The 16,989-nt window shown below is 65.3% G+C and carries 14 protein-coding genes; all 14 read right to left on the reverse strand.

What is annotated here, in order from left to right:
- A partial coding sequence (locus tag PKA57_RS04810; protein WP_324298046.1) for a hypothetical protein occupies positions 1–249 on the reverse strand: 249 nt, incomplete at its 3' end.
- A 19-nt stretch (positions 250–268) separates the two neighbouring features.
- A complete protein-coding gene (locus tag PKA57_RS04815; RefSeq protein WP_324298048.1) occupies positions 269–859 on the reverse strand; it encodes an RNA polymerase sigma factor in 591 nt (196 codons plus the stop codon).
- Positions 860–933: 74 nt separating this feature from the next.
- Positions 934–1,074, reverse strand: a complete 141-nt coding sequence (locus PKA57_RS04820) for a hypothetical protein (protein WP_324298050.1) — start codon at positions 1,072–1,074, stop codon at positions 934–936.
- Positions 1,075–1,249: 175 nt separating this feature from the next.
- A complete protein-coding gene (locus PKA57_RS04825) occupies positions 1,250–2,596 on the reverse strand; it encodes an aminomethyltransferase family protein (protein WP_324298052.1) in 1,347 nt (448 codons plus the stop codon).
- On the reverse strand, positions 2,593–4,161 hold the full coding sequence (locus PKA57_RS04830) for an NAD(P)/FAD-dependent oxidoreductase (protein WP_324298054.1): 1,569 nt from the start codon (positions 4,159–4,161) through the stop codon (positions 2,593–2,595). Before PKA57_RS04830 ends, PKA57_RS04825 begins: the two co-directional genes overlap by 4 nt.
- Positions 4,162–4,164: 3 nt before the next feature.
- Positions 4,165–5,766 (reverse strand): NAD(P)/FAD-dependent oxidoreductase, encoded by a 1,602-nt coding sequence (locus PKA57_RS04835; RefSeq protein ID WP_324298056.1) that lies wholly within the window; start codon positions 5,764–5,766, stop codon positions 4,165–4,167.
- A 219-nt stretch (positions 5,767–5,985) separates the two neighbouring features.
- Complete coding sequence (locus tag PKA57_RS04840; protein WP_324298058.1) at positions 5,986–8,952, reverse strand: bifunctional [glutamine synthetase] adenylyltransferase/[glutamine synthetase]-adenylyl-L-tyrosine phosphorylase; 2,967 nt, start codon at positions 8,950–8,952, stop codon at positions 5,986–5,988.
- A gap of 95 nt (positions 8,953–9,047) precedes the next feature.
- Complete coding sequence (locus PKA57_RS04845) at positions 9,048–10,361, reverse strand: HAMP domain-containing sensor histidine kinase (RefSeq protein ID WP_324298060.1); 1,314 nt, start codon at positions 10,359–10,361, stop codon at positions 9,048–9,050.
- 67 nt (positions 10,362–10,428) lie between these two features.
- Positions 10,429–11,106: a response regulator transcription factor gene (locus tag PKA57_RS04850; protein WP_324298062.1), complete on the reverse strand. Its 678-nt coding sequence runs from the start codon at positions 11,104–11,106 to the stop codon at positions 10,429–10,431.
- A gap of 119 nt (positions 11,107–11,225) precedes the next feature.
- Entirely contained in the window at positions 11,226–12,638 is a 1,413-nt protein-coding gene (locus PKA57_RS04855; protein WP_324298064.1) for a DegQ family serine endoprotease, read from the reverse strand.
- Between the two features lie 304 nt (positions 12,639–12,942).
- Positions 12,943–13,398 (reverse strand): cytochrome c-type biogenesis protein, encoded by a 456-nt coding sequence (locus PKA57_RS04860; protein ID WP_324298066.1) that lies wholly within the window; start codon positions 13,396–13,398, stop codon positions 12,943–12,945.
- Positions 13,399–13,402: 4 nt separating this feature from the next.
- Positions 13,403–15,385, reverse strand: a complete 1,983-nt coding sequence (locus tag PKA57_RS04865) for a heme lyase CcmF/NrfE family subunit (protein WP_324298067.1) — start codon at positions 15,383–15,385, stop codon at positions 13,403–13,405.
- The gene (gene ccmE, locus PKA57_RS04870; protein ID WP_324298069.1) at positions 15,382–15,852 is read right to left on the reverse strand and encodes a cytochrome c maturation protein CcmE; all 471 of its coding nucleotides are present in this window, start codon (positions 15,850–15,852) and stop codon (positions 15,382–15,384) included. Before ccmE ends, PKA57_RS04865 begins: the two co-directional genes overlap by 4 nt.
- Before the next feature lie 220 nt (positions 15,853–16,072).
- On the reverse strand, positions 16,073–16,978 hold the full coding sequence (locus PKA57_RS04875) for a peptidoglycan-binding protein (protein WP_324298071.1): 906 nt from the start codon (positions 16,976–16,978) through the stop codon (positions 16,073–16,075).
- Positions 16,979–16,989 lie beyond the last annotated feature (11 nt).

Genomic DNA, 16,989 nt, shown 5'->3' on the forward strand with positions numbered 1-16,989 from the left:
GGCAGCCATAGGTCCGGCAGCCATGGGCCGGGGGCGCGCCGCGACCAGCCGCTCGATCAGCGCCGCCGGAACCTCGGCATCCGGGGCCGCGTCGAGCATCAGGTCGAGTTCGCGTTCCCTTTCGGCAAGGGCACGGGCATCGGCCGACGCCGCAAGCATGGCCTCCGCCGCCGGCCGCTCATCCGCGGGCCAGCGCCTCGGGTCCGCGCCATAGGCGGCGAGCAGCTCTGTCAGCCTTCCCATTGTCATGCCAGTCTTCGCCATCGCCTTACTCATGCCTCGCCCTTTGGGCACCGACACCCGTTTTACGTAACCACTCGTCGCGTTCCGTCGCGAGCGCAACCCGAAGCTGCCGCCGCGCCCGTCCGAGCAGGGATTCCACGGCCTCAACCGTCACTCCCAGAATTTCCGCCGCCTCGATATTCGAGAACCCTTGAAAATGGGTCAGCGTCACAGCCGCGCGCTGCCTCGCCGGAAGCGCCTGCAAGGCCGTGTCGACCCGTTGTGCAAGCTGGCGGCTCTCAAGCTGCTCATGCGGGCTCGGCTCCTCGCTAGCGGTATCGGGGATCGAATCCAGATCCTCCGTGCCCCGCCGCCTCAAACGGTCGAGGCAGAGATTCGTCGCCACGCGATGCAGCCAGGTTCTGAACTGCGCCCTGCCCGGCTCCCAGCGCTCGGCATGGGTCCAGACGCGGAGAAAGACCTCCTGCGCCACCTCTTCGGCGTCATGCTGGTTTCCGAGCATGCGCCTCGCGAGGGAGAGGGTACGCGCAAAATGGCGGTCGATCAGAATACGGCAAGCCGCTTCATCTCCCGATGCCACACGCGAAACCAGCTCATCATCCGACGCCTCGATCAAACCGGCGCACCCCCTGCATCAATCTGGATACGCGCTGCATCCGGCCATTCCGGCTGCGGCGCGATGCATCCAATCTACTCTTGATTTGAGGCAGAAGCATCCGCATGCGCCGATGACGCAAGACCGGCGGCCTTCGCCTGCGGATGGACCGGCAGCATGAAGCCGAGCGCGATCGCCAGCGCGCCAGCCAAAAGCTCAAGCTTGTATCCGCGCATTCCCGACCTCCGAAATTGATGGCCGGAAATGCGGCGGACCTTATGGCCCGGCCCGCACTCCCGGGGACAAGCGACAGGAAATGCGGGCCGAAGGGGGAAGTCCGGCCGGAGCGCTTGCCTGTCACCTGAAAGATCGAACGCGCGGGCTAAGCCATTCCGTCGCCGGGATCGCAATTTACCGGAACCTCGGGTCTATGCCCTCCTCGCAGTCGGCATCGGTCGGCGCGGGCGTCATGAGGCGTGCCGGCAGGGCAAGGGCCGGCTCGAGCAGAAGCCGGGCTGGTACGCGGAGGCTGCGCAGGGAAAGCCCCTCTCTCACCTCGACCTCGACATGGAGCGCCGCCCCCTTCGCCACAGCCCCCGGCTTGAGAATGGCGAGCGCGACATTCGCCCCGAGCCAGGGCGAGAAGCCTGTGCTCGTCACAACGCCCTCTATGTTGCCACCGACACGGATGGCCGAGAAACGCAAGGGCGCCGGGTGATCGACCAGGACGCTTGAGAGAAGGTGGCGCGGCGACTGCGCCTTCGCGCGGCGCAAGGCATCGCGCCCGGTGAAGTGCTCCGCATCGAGATCGACAAGCGCGGCAAGCCCAAGCTCGAACGGCGTGGAGCAGGAAGCCGCATCGGGGGCGGCGAATGCCCCGAGATAGTCGCGCCCGGCCCGCGCTATCCCCGCCTCCGTGCGGGCGAGTTCCCGCAAGGCGAAGCCGCCAATGCCGAGCCCTGTCCCCGCGCTGCGGGCAAGGAGTTTGATCCAGAGCGCGGGCGCATCGTCGGGGTCGATCCAGAATTCATATCCAAGATCGCCGGAAACGCCCGTCCGGCTGACATAGACGGGCATTCCATCCACGTCGAACCAGCAGGCGGTATTGGGTGCAAGGCTCTCGATGCCCGCAAAGCCCGCATCCCGCAGGATACGCGTCGAGAGCGGGCCCTGAAGGCTCAGGGCGGCAAGCGTGGGGCTCACATCCTCGACACTGACGCTGAAGCCTCTGGCGCTTTCAAGAAGCCAGTCCAGATTGTGTTCCTCCGTGACAAGACGATATTCGCTCTCGCCAAGGCGGAAGAGAAGCCCGTCGCCGACGACAAAGCCGCGATCCTCGCAAAAGACGACATGGGCCGCATGGTCGATCGCGAGGTCGCGCGCGTGCCCGGCGACAAGCCGAATGAGATAGCGCAAGGCATCGGGGCCGCTGATGCGATATTTGACGAGGGGCGAGATGTCGCTCAGAGCCGCCGCATGGCGCAGCGCCGCATATTCATCCTCGATGTTCGTCAGCACGTCGGCTGTCGTATAGCCGTTCCATTCCGTCCAGAGATTGGTCCGGCTTGCCTCGGCGACCTCGAGATGGAGAGCGGTCGTCAGCACACGGCGCGCGAAGACGTCCTCCTCCGATTGGCGCTCGAAAAGCGCTGGATCGGCCTTTGCCGTCTCGTCGAGCGCCGCGAGGTCCGGGCGCGCGCCCTCCTCCGGCATATCGCCTGCGCCTTGCGGCGGGAAAAACCCGGCATCGTCGCTCATCTTCGTGCCTCATCCGCGATGGCGAGCCCGGCCGCGAGGCGGCCCGGAACGCCCGATATGCCGCCGCCCGGATGCGCCCCCGCGCCACAGAGATAAAGCCCCTTGAGCGGCGTGCGCATGCCTGCGAGCCCCGGCGTGGGGCGGAACATCAGAAGCTGGTCGGGCCGCATCTCGCCATGGTTCCAGCCACCGCCCGGAAGACCGAACTTCCTTTCTATATCGGCCGGCAGCAGAAGCTCGCCCGCAACGATGCGCTGCCTGAGATCGGGGGCATGGACCGACAGAGTGTCGATGATACGCCCGAGCAGCCGGTCGCGCTGCCCGGCCCAGCCGTCCCGGACTTCATAAGGCACATATTGTACGAGGATCGACATGACATGCTGCCCGGGCGGCGCAAGCGAGGCATCGTTGACGCTCGGCAGCGTTACCTCCATCGGCGGCTCGAAGGCGACCTCGCCGCGCTTGAAGCTCACATATCCCTGATCGAGTTCGGCGAGCGACGGCAGCGCGAGCAGCCGCGCTCCATATTCCGCAGGCTCGAGGCCCTGGATCGTAGGCAACCCGTCCAGCGCGAGATTGAGCTTTGCCGTCGCGCCGCGCATGCCGATGCGCGCGACCTGCGAGGCGAGCCCCGCATCGCAATATTGCGCGCCGAGGAGATCGAGCATGGTGTGGCGGGGATCGGCGCTCGAAAGCACGATCGGCGCCTCGACGAATTCGCCGCCCAGCAACTCGACACCCCGGACTGCGCCGTTCTCGACGCGAATATGCGCGACCGGCGACGATACGCGGATGGTAACGCCGAGGCTTTGGGCGGAAGCGGCGAGCGCACCAACGAGGCCGCCGACACCGCCCAGCGGAACGGATGGACCGAGCGCGCCTTGTCGCATCGCCTGACGATAGATGAGACTGAACACAGTGCCCGGCGAGAACGGCCCTTCCGCCGTGCCGCGCACCGCCTCGAACGCGACCAGCGCCTTCAGCGCCTCCGTCTCGAAGGTCTGTTCCGCAAGATCGCCTATGCTGCCCGGAAGCTCATGGAGAAGTGCCTCGAACGAGCCGCTTCCGAAACCATAGGCTTGCCGAAAGAGGCGGCGAAGCACACGACGTGCAGTCTGCGCGCCGCCGGAAAGCGGTGCCGCTTGCCCCAGCAGCGGCGCCAGCGCTTTCGCATAGGACCCGATGCGCTTCATCAAGGCCGCATGAGCCGCCGCGTCGTCCCCATACCACTCGCGAAGCGCGATACGGTCGTGGCGGCGCGCCGTCATGCGCAGATGACGCCGGTCGCGCGCAAGCAGGATGGTCGGCAGCACTCGCGCCGGAAACCGCAGCCCGTGCTTTGCCAGTTTCAGATCCTTCTCGATCCGGCGCGGCATCGCCTCGATGAGATGGGCAGCCGTCGAAACGAGATAGTCCGGTGAAATCTCGCTCGTCGCCAGCGCGCCACCAAGCGCTTCCGAGGCTTCGAGCAGGAGAACGCGGCGGCGTGCCCGGGCAAGATAGGCCGCGGCGACGAGGCCGTTATGGCCGCCGCCGATCACGATCGCGTCGAACTTTTCCGCCATCGCCTAGCCTCCCCTCTTTCCGAGAGAGGCCGCGACAATCGCAGCCGCATTGGCGCCGGCGCCGCCCAATGCCAATGGCCCCGGATGGGCGCTCGCCGAACAAAGGTAGAAATCGCGGATCGGAGTGGCATAGCCCGAAATGCCCGCCATCGGCCGATTGAAGAAGAGCTGGTCGAGCGTGAGTTCGCCCTGATTGAGGTCGCCGGAGGTGAGGCCGATGTCGTTTTCGATATCGGGCGGCACGAGCGTTTCGACCGCGTGGATGCGCTCCGCAAGCCCCGGGCTCTGTTCGGAAAGCCGCGCGATGACGAGGTCGGTGAGCGCCGCCTTGCGCTCCTCTGTCCACGGACCGTCATGCAACGTCTCCGGCACGTAATGGACGGCAACCGACATCACATGCTTGCCAGACGGCGCAAGCGACGGATCGGCAAGCGACGGTACGAGCGTGTCGATGATGGGCGCGGAAGGCGGAATTCCATCCCTCCAGTCCTCGAAGGCAGCTTCCATTTCCTCCATCGTCTGGCCAAGCCGGATGCCGCCGGCAAGCGCCGGGCATCCGGCCGGAACGGCAGGGAACTCGGGTGCGGCATCGAGGGCAAGGTTCACCTTCGCGGTCACGCCGCGCATGCGGAAACGGCCGATCTTTTCGACGAAGCCATCGGGCAGCGCCTTCCAGGGAAAGAGCGTGAGGAAGCTGCGCTTGAGATCGAGGTCGGAGATGATCGCCCGCGCGTGAATTTCCTCGCCATTCGCCAGCACCACGCCCCGCGCGCGCGTATCACGCATCAGCACATCCGTCACCTCGGCCTCACGGCGCACCTGACCGCCATGCGCCAGGATGACGGAGACAAGCGCTCCGGCTATCGCTTCAGGGCCGCCGATGGGAAGCAGGGCCGCAGGCACGCCGCCGGAAACCCCCTCATGCTCCTCCATGAAGGGCGCGATCAGAAAGCGCGCGCCCGTCGGCGAAAATGGTCCGAGCGTCGATCCCCCCAGCGCGGAGGATGCGAGCCGCGCCTTCACCACCCCGGACTCGAAATATCCATCCAGAAATTCCGCGCAGGACAGCGTCCAGATGCGGGTCAGCTCGTGTAATTCCTGCGTGTCGATAGACGCGAAGCGGTCGGCAAGCTCGCGCAGCCAGCGATAGGTCGCAAGCGAACGGCGCGAAGGATCGCGCATGGGCTTTTCCAGCACCGGGCGGAGCTTGCGCACGGCTGCGAGTATGTCGCGGCGGAAGCGTGTCCAGGCGTCTGCGTCCTTCGCGGAGAAGCGCTGAAGCTCGCGGCGGTGGATGATGCCGTCGCGGTAGCTTGCGTGATGGCGTCCATCGGGAAGCAATGTGACGCCTGCATCGAGGCGTCGGAAGCGGAGCCCGTGCTTGTGGAGTTCGAGCCCGGTCACGAGACGCTGGGGCATCGCCGCAAGGCCGAGGCCGTATCGCGCGACGCGAAAGCCCGGCGCGACCTCTCCACAGGCCGCCGCGCCGCCAAGCGCCGAGTTGCGATCGAGGACGAGAACGCTCGCGCCGGCGCGTGCAAGGCAAGCGGCCGCCGTCAGGCCGTTCAGCCCGCCTCCGATCACAATCGCGTCGTGACGCACCATGCGTCCCAATCCCACCCTGCGCATATGGCGGGATCGTACCGGAACGGGACGATCACACCGATATGTTGCCTCGGCCACACCGGAGCGACCGACGCATTAACCACGTTTCACTCGGCATTTCGGCGGATTTGGGCGCCTCACAGAAAATGCGACGCCCTGCCCTCATGCCGGACCGGCGTGAGGGCGCTGCAAATTGTCAGCCAGTGGGGGACGCCGGTTTCAGGCTTTGGCGGCAGCGGCCACGATCTGCTCGAAGGCTTCCAGAACGCTCGCCTGCGACTCGCGCAACTGCGCCTCGAGCGCGGAGAAATCCGGCGCATTGCCCGCGCGGGCAAGAAGCGCCTTGAGCCCGGGTGTCGCCTCCTCCGGCTTGAACACACCTTCGACGCAGATTCGGATCACCTGGGTGAGGTTGAGCGTGAGTTCGATGGCGGAGACGAGGAGATCGGCCGTCGCGGGCGGCAGAAGCCCCGCCGCGGCGATGCGCGTCAGCGCGGTCCGCGTATGGGTGTGAAGGATCTCCGGATGGGCATGCGCATGGACAAGCTGAAGATACTGGCAGATGAACTCTATATCGATGAGGCCGCCGCGCACATATTTCAGCTCCCATGGATTGTCGCTCGGCAATTCGCGCTCAATCCGCGCCCGCATATCGGAAACGTCGAAAGCCGTCTTCGCCACGTCGCGTTGGCGCTGAAGTGTCTCGCGGATGACGCTCCCGACGCGCAGCTTCAACTCATCTGTGCCTGAGAGAATGCGCGCCCGTGTCAGGGCCATGTGTTCCCATGTCCAGGCCTCGGCCTGGTGATAGTCGATGAAGCTCTGCACATGGGTCGCGACCGGGCCGGAGCTCCCCGAAGGCCGCAGCCGCAAATCGACCTCATAGAGCTTGCCTTCGCTCGTCGGCGCGGTAAGCGCGCTGATGAGCTGCTGGCAGACACGGGCATAATATTGCGAGGCAAAGATCGGCCGTTCGCCATCCGACATGGCATTCGGGTCATCGAGATCGTAGATCATGATGAGATCGAGGTCGGACGTAGCGCTCATCTCCTCGCTGCCGAGCTTGCCCATGGCGACGATCGCGAAACTTCCGCCCGGCACGCGCCCTGCGCGCTCCGCGATCTTGTCCTCCGCGACAGGCGCGAGCGCGCGCACAAGCTCGCCGGCAATGGCGGCATAGGCGGCGCCTGCCTCCTCGGCGTCGGCGCTTCCCGTCAGCACGCGCACGCCGAGCCGGAAGCGATGCTCGCGCGCCCAGACGCGCGTGAAATCGAGCACGTCCTGATAGTCGCGCGCATGGGCCAGCGCCGATGCGAGGCTCGCACGCAATGTCTCGCGATCCGGAAGCATCTTGAAGAAATTGGGATCGACGACGGCTTCGAGAACGGCTGAATTCTGGGCGAGATAGTTTGCGAGGCGCGGAGCCGTGCCGCAAATATCCGCAAGGAGATCGAGCAGGCTGGGATTGGAATAGATCATCGAGAAGAGCTGAACGCCGGCCGGCAGCTTGGTCAGGAACTGATCGAAGCGCATGAAGGCCGTGTCGGGATTGGATGTGCGCGACAGCGCCCGAAGGAGCGCGGGCATCAGCGCCGTCAGAAGCTCGCGCGAGCGCGGGCTCCGCGTCGCCGCGAAACGTCCCGTGTGCCAGCCGCGAATGGTGGCGGCGATTTCGGATACGGCCGAGAAACCCAGATTTCGCAGTGTTTCCAGCGTTTCAGGATCATCTTCCGTGCCGGTGAAGACGAGGCTCCCGCTCTCTTCCGCAAGCGGCGGCGCGGTTTCAAAGAGCTTTGCGTAATGCCCCTGCACGCAGCGCAGATGCTGAACGAGCACCTCCGTGAACGCCGCGCGGTCCTCGAAGCCCATGAAGCAGGCGACATGATCGAGCCCCTCATCGCTCGAAGGCAGGGTGTGCGTCTGCTCATCGGCGATCATCTGCAAGCGGTGTTCTAGCGTCCGCAGGAAGCGGTAGGCGCGTTTGAGTTCGTCGGCCGCTTCCGGCGCGATCCATTTCTTGCGCGCAAGCTCATCGAGCATTTCGCAGGTCTGCTGTCCGCGCAAATCGTGATCGCGGCCGCCCGCGATCAGTTGCTGCGTCTGAACGAAAAATTCGATCTCCCGGATGCCGCCGCGCCCGAGCTTCACATTGTGCCCGTTGACCGCAATCGTGCCATGGCCGCCGACCGCATGGATCTGCCGCTTCATGGAGTGGATATCGTCGATCGCCGCGAAGTCGAGATTCTTGCGCCAGATATAGGGCGTCAGCATTTTGAGGAAGCGCGCGCCAGCTTCGGCGTCTCCGGCGACCGCGCGCGCCTTGATGAAGGCGGCACGTTCCCAGTTCTGGCCGCGGCTCTCGTAGTAGTGCTCGGCGGCAGGAAGCGAAACGGCGACCGGCGTTCCTCCGGGATCGGGCCGCAGGCGCAGATCTACCCGGAAAACATAGCCATGCTCCGTCCGCTCCTGAAGGATCTTCACGAGAGCTTGCGTCAGACGCACGAAGAACTGCCCGTCATCGAGGCCGGACTTCAGCGGAAGCTCGCCCGGCTCGTAAAAGACGACGATGTCGATATCGCTCGAATAGTTGAGTTCTCGCGAGCCGTATTTGCCCATGCCGAGAATGGCGAGGCCGCTGCCTTCAGGTCCGACTTCCTCAGGGGCGCGCTCTATCTGCCCGCGCCGGGCCGCGTCCTTCAGCAGCCAGTCGACGCTCGCCTGCACCGCCGCATCGGCAAATTCGGTCAGGGCTGCAGTCACCCGTTCGAGGCTCCAGGCGGCCGTCATATCCGCCATGGCGATGAGAAGCGCCGCCTCCGACTTCGCAAGACGCAACTCACGCATGAGATCGGCCTGGGTCGCGGCCTCACGTGCGGTCCTTACGCGCTCGATGATGTCGGCGAGCGCCTCTTCCGGCGGCACGTCGAGAAGGCGGGGCAGCCAGTCGGGGTGGATGCGGATGATGCGTGTAAGGAAAGGCGAATTGCCAAAGACGCTTTCGATGAGGCGCCGCGCGTCCGCATCGGCGAGAAGCGCCCTCGCCCGCCCGCGCAAGGCCTCGTCCTCGATCGCTTCGACCGCCTGTTGCAGATCCTGCATCTCGGCGAGCGCCCGCTCGGCATCATGGGGCCTCGGCGCCCTCGCCGCCTGTCCCGGCAGGGCCTGATGATGCATGACTTCCGACATCGATGCCTCTCTCCTTGCGCGAAGAGACGGAGATTAGAGCATTACCGGCGCCGTCCGCACGAATAATGCCGAAAGTTGGAGGCGCGAGCCGTCACCTACCGCGCAACGGCGGGCAGCGACAGTACGACCTTCAGGCCCGGATTGTTGTCCTCCAGCCGGATCTGGCCGCCATGAAGCCGCGCGACCGCCGCGACGAGACTGAGGCCGAGGCCGCTCCCCGGCGTGTTGCGGCTCGCCTCGAGGCGCACGAACCGTTCGAGCACATGGCCGCGCTTATCAGCCGGAATGCCTGCTCCGTGATCGGCGACCGAAAGCAGCACCTGCCCGGCGCCATCCTCCCGCGCCGTCACGCGGATGGTCGGCTCCACGCCCGGCGCCACGGGTTTGCCATGCTTGATCGCGTTGTCGAGCAGATTGGCCATCGCCTGAGCGAGCAGTTCCCGATTGCCGCGCACATGAAGGCCCGGCGTGCCCTCCACATCGAGCCTCAACCCCTGCTCCTCGGCGACGGGCTCGTAAAGCTCCGCCGAGTCGCTGATCACGGCCACGGCATCGACCGGCGTCATCGACTCGCGCAGCGAGCCTGCTTCCGCCCGCGCGATCATCAGCAGCGCATTGAAGGTCGTGAGCAGGCTGTCGGCCTCCGCAATGGTGCGCTCCAGCGCATGGCGGTATTCCTCTGGCGAGGAATCCTGCATCAATGTCACCTCGAGGCGATTGCGCAGCCTGTTGAGCGGGCTGCGCAGATCATGCGCGACATTGTCCGTCACCTGACGCATGCCGATCATGAGCGCCTCGATCTGGTCGAGCATGGCATTGAGGTTGCGCGCGAGCTGGTCGAGTTCGTCGCCCGTCCCGGCAATCGGCAGCCGTTGGGACAGGTCGCCCTGCATGATGTCGCGGCTCGAGCGGTTGATGTCATCGACGCGGGCGAGCATGTTGCGGCTCATGAAAAGCCCGCCCGCGAGCCCGAGGGCGATGGTGAGGCCGATAGCCCAGATGAGCGCGTTGGTGATGAGCTTTTCGATCTCGCGTCGTTCCTGCACATCGCGGCCGACGAGAAGATAGAAGCCTTCGGGTAGAAGGAAGACGCGTGCACGCGCGCTTTTGAGTTCCGTCGTGCCGTCGAGCGTGCGGCGGTGATAGGCGAAGTCGATCCACCGGTCGGCGCCGGGCGTCGCGGCCGGACGGCCGTCGAGATTGCCCGCCAGCACACGGCCCGCCGGATCGAGCAGGAGGTAGAGCCCCTGCCCCGGATCGCGCGAGCGCTGGATGACGGTCTGCACGAGGAGCGGCAGCCCGCCCTGCGCATATTGCTCCGCAAGCCCGGTGATTTCCGCCTGCACCGCCTCGTCCGTCTGGCGCGCGAGAAATCCTGCCGTGTTCCAATAGACATAGGCAAGCAGCATGATCGCGGAAGCGGCGAAGAGCGCGAGATAGAGGACCGCGAGCCTGAAGGTCGAGGTTCTGAGGAGATTAATCAGCCGCGCGTAGCGAATATCCAGCTCCCCGTACCGTATGCAGCAACGGTTGCTTGAAGTTCTTGTCGATCTTCGCCCTGAGCCTCGAGATGTGGACGTCGATCACGTTCGTCTGCGGATCGAAATGATACTCCCAGACATTCTCCAGCAACATAGTCCGCGTCACGACCTGACCGGCATGCTTCATCATATATTCGAGAAGACGGAACTCGCGCGGCTGAAGCTCGATTTCCTGCCCCGCCCGCGTGACCTTGCGCGCGAGAAGGTCGACTTCGAGATCGCCGACCTGAAGCCGGGTGCGCACCTGATCCGGGTTCGAGCGGCGGACCAGAACCTCGATCCGCGCCAGAAGTTCGGCAAAGGCGTAGGGCTTGGTGAGATAATCGTCGCTGCCCGCCTTGAGCCCCATGACCCGGTCGTCGACCTCGCCGAGCGCCGAGAGGATCAGCACCGGAGTGCGCACGCCTTCCGTCCTGAGCGCGGCGACGACGCTCAGTCCGTCGCGCTTCGGCAACATGCGATCGACGATCATGACGTCATATTGGCTCGACAATCCAAGCGTCAGCCCTTCTTCGCCATCGCCGGCGTGATCGACGATGTGACCGCTTTCGCGCAGGCCGCGGACCATATAGGCGGCCGCTTCGAGATCGTCCTCAATGACGAGAATCCGCATACTCACAGACCTCTTGCCTTAATGGGCTCCAGGGAAACATTGGTTGCGGATACGCCGGCCATCCTCAGACAGCCGGCGGACCCCGCACACACAAGCCAGGGCAATGCTCTCTGAGAGCCTCACGCCTTCTTGATCGTCAGTGCCACGAAGCGCTGCTGATCCTGGCTGCGCAGCAGGAGAAGGACCGAGGATTTGTCGGCCTTCTTCGCCTGACGCACGCCTTCCACGACATCGGCAGGGGTCTTAACATCCTTGCCCGAAACCTTGACGATGATGTCGCCGGGCTGGATGCCCTTTTCCGCCGCTTCGCTGTTGGGATCGACGCTCTGGACGACGACGCCGTCCGCCGACTGGCCAAGGGCGAGGCCGAGGCTCTGGGTGGCCGTCTCACCGCTCGGCGCGGACTTGTCGCCGGCCGATGCCATTTCGATCTTGTCGGGGAAGATGGCGATGGCGGCCTTGATGCTCCTTGCCTTTCCATCGCGCCAGATATCGATCGCGGCGTTCGTGCCGGGGCGCAGATCGGCGACCGTGCGGCTCACGTCGCGCACATCGGCCATGTCCTTGCCGTTCACCCTGGTGATGACGTCGCCGGGCTGGATACCCGCCTTTTCGGCAGGGCTACCCGCCGTCACCTCGGCGACGAGCGCGCCTTTCGGCTTGTCGAGCGAGAGGCTCGCGGCGAGATCGGTATCGACCGGCTGGATGCTGACGCCGAGCCAGCCGCGCGTCACCTTGCCATGTTCCTTGAGCTGGGCGACGACGCGCGCGGCAATGTTGGAGGGGATCGCAAAGCCGATGCCGACGCTGCCGCCGGTCGGCGAATAGATCGCCGTGTTCACGCCAATGACGTTGCCGTGAATGTCGAAGGTCGGGCCGCCCGAATTGCCGCGGTTGATCGAGGCATCGATCTGGAGGAAGTCGTCATAGGGACCGGCGCCGATCTCGCGGCCGCGCGCCGAGACGATGCCGCTCGTGACCGTGCCGCCAAGGCCGAAGGGATTGCCGACCGCGAGCACCCAGTCGCCCACGCGCAGCCTGTCCGAGTCGCCGAAAGCGACATAGGGCATGGGCTTCGTCACCTTCACCTTGATGAGCGCGAGGTCGGTCTTCTGGTCGCGGCCGACGAGCGTCGCCTTCATCTCGGTGCCGTCCGTCAGCACGACGGTGATTTCCTTGCCGTTCTGCACGACGTGATTGTTGGTCACGACATAGCCATCGGCCGAGACGAAGAAGCCGGAGCCCTGCGCCATCGCCTTGCGCTTCAGGGGCTTGCCGTCCGGGCCCTTGGGCTGGAGCTGCTTGAAGAACTTCTCGAACGGGCTGCCGGGCGGGAACGGCAGGTCGGGAATATCGGCGCTCGCGACCGTCTCTTCCTCGACGACGCGAATGCTGACGACCGCTGGCGAAACCTTCTCGACCAGATCGGCGAATGTCGGCAGGCTCGAAAGCTCCGATTTCTGTTCGCTCGGCGCATTGAGTGGGGCCGTCTGGGCGAAGGCGGGGGCAGCCAGCAGACTGAAGCCAATCATGCTGGCGGTCGCGAGGGCCGCTGTCCGTCGGATCATTCCGCGCGGGCCGCTTATCCGGGCGATGTTCGTCATATCCGTGAACTCCTCGTTGGAACTGCCGCTCCGGGGCGGCGCTGTTTTTCAAGCGGTCGGGCGCAGACTGTCTGCGCGAGGGCCACCGTTCAGGGCATCCAGAGTTGGATACACGATCTTACCAATTCATGTCCGAAACATTACGGATCGATAAAGGCAAAAAAGAGGCGCCTGGCGCGCCGGAAGGGTTACTTCCGATGCGCCTCGCAAGGCCCGGACCATCTACGGAATATCAGTCGTCTCGCCGCATGATCTCGTCGAGGCGCGCCTCCTCGGCGGCATCGAGCGAAGGCTGGGCACCCGCGCGGCTGGCGCGGAAAAGGTTGATGGCGATGACGCCACCGGCGAGTAGCGCGGCAAGTGGCCCGAGCCAGAGGATCAGCGTCGCCCGCTCGAAGCGGGGCCGAAGCAGCACGAATTCGCCATAGCGGGCGACGATATAGTCCACCACCTGCTCGTCCGTGTCGCCGGCGACGAGACGCTCGCGCACGATGCGCCGGAGATCCCCGGCAAGCTCGGCCTCGGAATCGTCGATCGACTGGTTCTGGCAGACAAGGCAGCGCAGCTCCTTCGAGATTTCGCGGGCCCGCCCTTCCAGCGCCGGGTCCTTGAGCTGTTCGCCCGGCTGAACGGCAAGGGCCGGCGCGGCAAGGAGGAGAAAAAGCAGGGTGGCGAGGGCGCGGCGCATGGGTTCACTCCGCAGGCGCGGCCGAGAGGCGCGCACGGGCCCTGGCGGGCGCCCCGACCCTGTAGCGCCGGTCGGTGAGCGAGACGATGCCGCCAAACGCCATGATGATCGCGCCGGCCCAGATCCAGGGCGCAAAGCTGTTCTCATAGGCTCGGATCGTCCAGGCGCCCTTCCCGTTATTCTCGCCGATGACGATATAGAGGTCCGAGAAGCCCGTCGTGCGAATGGCGGCTTCCGTCTTCTCCTGCCGCTCGACGGGGAAGTTCCGCTTCTCCGGCATCATATAGGCGATGTGGCGGCCGTCGCGCTTGACGTTCACGACGCCGACGAGCGCCTGATAGTTCGGCCCCTCGCGCATACCCACCTTGTCGAGGGTGAGAGTATATCCCGCCAGCTCCGCGCTCTGCCCGACCTCGAGGGCCGTCACCAGTTCCTGCCGCCAGGCCGTCATGCCGACGATCCCGGCAACGACGATGCCGAGCCCGCCATGTGCGAGAGCCATGCCCCAGGACGCCCGGGGCTGGCGACGCGCCTTGCGCCAGCTCTCGCCGAGCGGCACCGAGAAGAGGCCGATACGCCAGGCGACCTCGAAGAAGGCGCCCGCGACGAGCCATGTGGCAAGCGCCATGCCGAGGGCCGCGAGCCACGGGCCCTTGCTGCGGAAGGCCAGAATAAGCACGGCAACGATGAGCGCGGCCGCCGCCGCCCCCATCAGACGCTCGGTCGCCGCCACAAGGTCGGAGCGCTTCCATTTGAGCAGCGGCCCCAATGGCACAAGACAAAGAAGCGGAATGATCAGCGGCACGAAGGTCAGGTTGAAGAAGGGCGCGCCCACCGTGATCTTCGGCCCACCCAGCGCATCGAGAAACAGCGGGTAGAGCGTGCCGATGAAGACGGCCGCCGTCGCCGCGGCGAGCAGAAGGTTGTTCACCACCAGCGCGCCTTCGCGGCTCAAAGGGGCGAAGAGCCCTTCGGCCTTCAGTACGGGCGCGCGCCAGCCATAGAGCAACAGCGCGCCGCCCACGAAGAAGAAGATGATGCCGAGAATGACGACGCCGCGCGAGGGATCGTTGGCGAAGGCGTGGACCGAATTCAGCACGCCCGAGCGGACAAGGAAGGTGCCGATGAGCGACAGCGAGAAGGCGAAGATCGCAAGCAGGATGGTCCAGCTTTTGAGCGCGCCGCGCTTTTCCGCAACGATCGCGGAATGGAGCAGCGCCGTCGCGACGAGCCACGGCATGAGCGAGGCGTTCTCGACCGGATCCCAGAACCAGAAGCCGCCCCAGCCGAGCGTGTAATAGGCCCACCAGGAGCCGACCGCGATGCCGAGCGTCAGCGCCAGCCACGCGCCGAGCGTCCAGGGCCGCACCCATCGCGCCCAGCTCGCATCGACCCTGCCTTCGATGAGCGCCGCGATGGCGAAGGAGAAGGCCATGGAAAGCCCGACATAGCCCGCATAGAGGAATGGCGGGTGAAGGGCGAGAGCCGGGTCCTGAAGCAGCGGATTGAGGCCGCTGCCTTCGAAGGGCGCCGGATCGAGGCGGGCAAACGGGTTCGAGGTGAAGAGAATGAAGGCGAGAAAGGCGACACCGATCGAGGCCTGCACGGAGAGAACGCGCGCGCGCAAAGCCTCGGGCAGATTGCCGCCGAACAGCGCAACCAGCGCCCCGTAAAGAGCGAGGATCAGCACCCAGAGGACCATCGAGCCCTCATGGTTCCCCCATACGCCACTTATCTTGTAGATGAGCGGTTTTGCCGTATGCGAATTCTCGGCGACGACCTTCACCGAGAAGTCGGAGGTGAGATAGGCGTGGAGTAGAACGGCGAAGACGATGGCAAGCAGCGTGAACTGAACCAACGCCGCCGGCCGCGCAATGGCCATGAGGCCGCTGTCGCCGCGCTGCGCGCCCACCATCGGCACGATCATCTGCACAAGGGCGACGGCAAGCGCGAGAACGAGCGCGAAATGGCCGAGTTCAACGATCATCTTGTGGTGCCTTCAGCCTTCTCGTCCTTGATCTCGCCTTCTTCCCAGCGGCCCGATGCCTTCAAGGCATTGGCGACTTCGGGCGGCATGTATTTCTCATCGTGCTTGGCAAGAACCGAGTCGGCAACGAAAACGCCGTCCGGCCCCATCACACCTTCGGCAACGACGCCCTGCCCCTCGCGGAAGAGATCGGGCAAAACGCCGGTATAGGTCACCCGCCGCTTCGTCTGGAGGTCCGTCACCTCGAAAGCGATGGTCGCGGGGCCAGTATGCTCCACCGAACCGTTCTCGACGAGGCCGCCAAGGCGGAATCTCGTGCCGGGCTCGATCCCCTTTTCCACAATTTCTGTAGGGCTATAAAAGAAAACGATGTTGTCGCGCATGGCGAAGAGCACCAGCGCGACGGCCACTCCGAGAATTCCAAGACCGGCGGCAATGAAAGCGGCGCGGCGCTGCTTGCGCGTCATGCTCGTCCCCGTACTTACGCCTCACCAGAGCGCGATCCGCATGGTGGCGGCGGTTTTACGACAAGATCGCGCTCAAACCAATCAATCCGGCGCATGAATTGATGCGGAGAGCTTGCAACTTTCCGGCAGAGGCTCCGAGGCGTCCATTTGCCGCGGAAGATATAGCCGGACGCGCCCCGCCGAAAACGCCAAATGGTCGCGGAAGCCCGGCGCCCCCACCTCAAAGCCCGAGATGACCCCGCGTCGCCGGTCCTGCGATGCCATCGGCGGCGATGCCCCGGTCCATCTGAAAGGCTCTCAGCATGCGGTCGAGCCCTTCGTCGAAAACGCCGTCCTGATCGGCCGTGAACCCTTCCCGCGCGAGAGCCTGCCGCAAGGCGCACACATCCTCTCCGGTCATGGGCGGATGCGTCAGGCGCAGATTGCGCGCTGCCGCACCGCCGGAGAGCGCGGCGCGATCCACCGCCACGCCGCAAACCGTGAAGGGGAGATCGAGCGGCCAGTTTTCCGCCGCGATGAGCGTGCCAAAGGCATCCATTCGATAAACCGTGCGCTGAAGAAGCCCATTGCTGTGCTTGGCGAGCCAGTTCCGCCGCTCGCTCACATAGGCTTCGACCCATTTCCTTTCGCCGAGCGCCGCGGGCCCGCCATGTCTGGCGGCCGTCCTGTCGCGCATCGCGCTCCACGAGCCGTGGACGAAGCCGTCATAGACGATCGCCGTGCCGAGGGCGGTGGCGAAGCCGAGTGCGGAGACCGCGCGCGTGGCCGGCTCCCAAAAGGCGCGGTCGAAGAAGGAATCCTGCGCGACCCGCATGGCGGGGTCGCTGCCCGCCTGCCGGAGAAGCGCGTGAAAGGTCCGGTCGTGGTCGAGCGTGAGGTCGAGCGCCGCAAGACGCGGCAGATAGGGCTTCAGTGCCCGCCCGTAAGCGGCTTCCGCCATTTCGCAATATGACTTGATGAGGAGATAGAGATTGCCGCTTGCCAGCGTTGTCTGCGAGCGCCCGTAAGTGAGATGGCCGGGATCGCCCGGCGCCAGCGTCAGGCGCGCATGGTCGCCCTGTGCGCGGCCCGTCTCGAAGATGTTGACGATTGCCTGCGCCGCCTGCTTCTGAAGTTCCGACAGCATTTCCGCCTCCT

It is taken from the genome of Parvibaculum sp. (assembly GCF_035325945.1).
Classification (GTDB): domain Bacteria; phylum Pseudomonadota; class Alphaproteobacteria; order Parvibaculales; family Parvibaculaceae; genus Parvibaculum.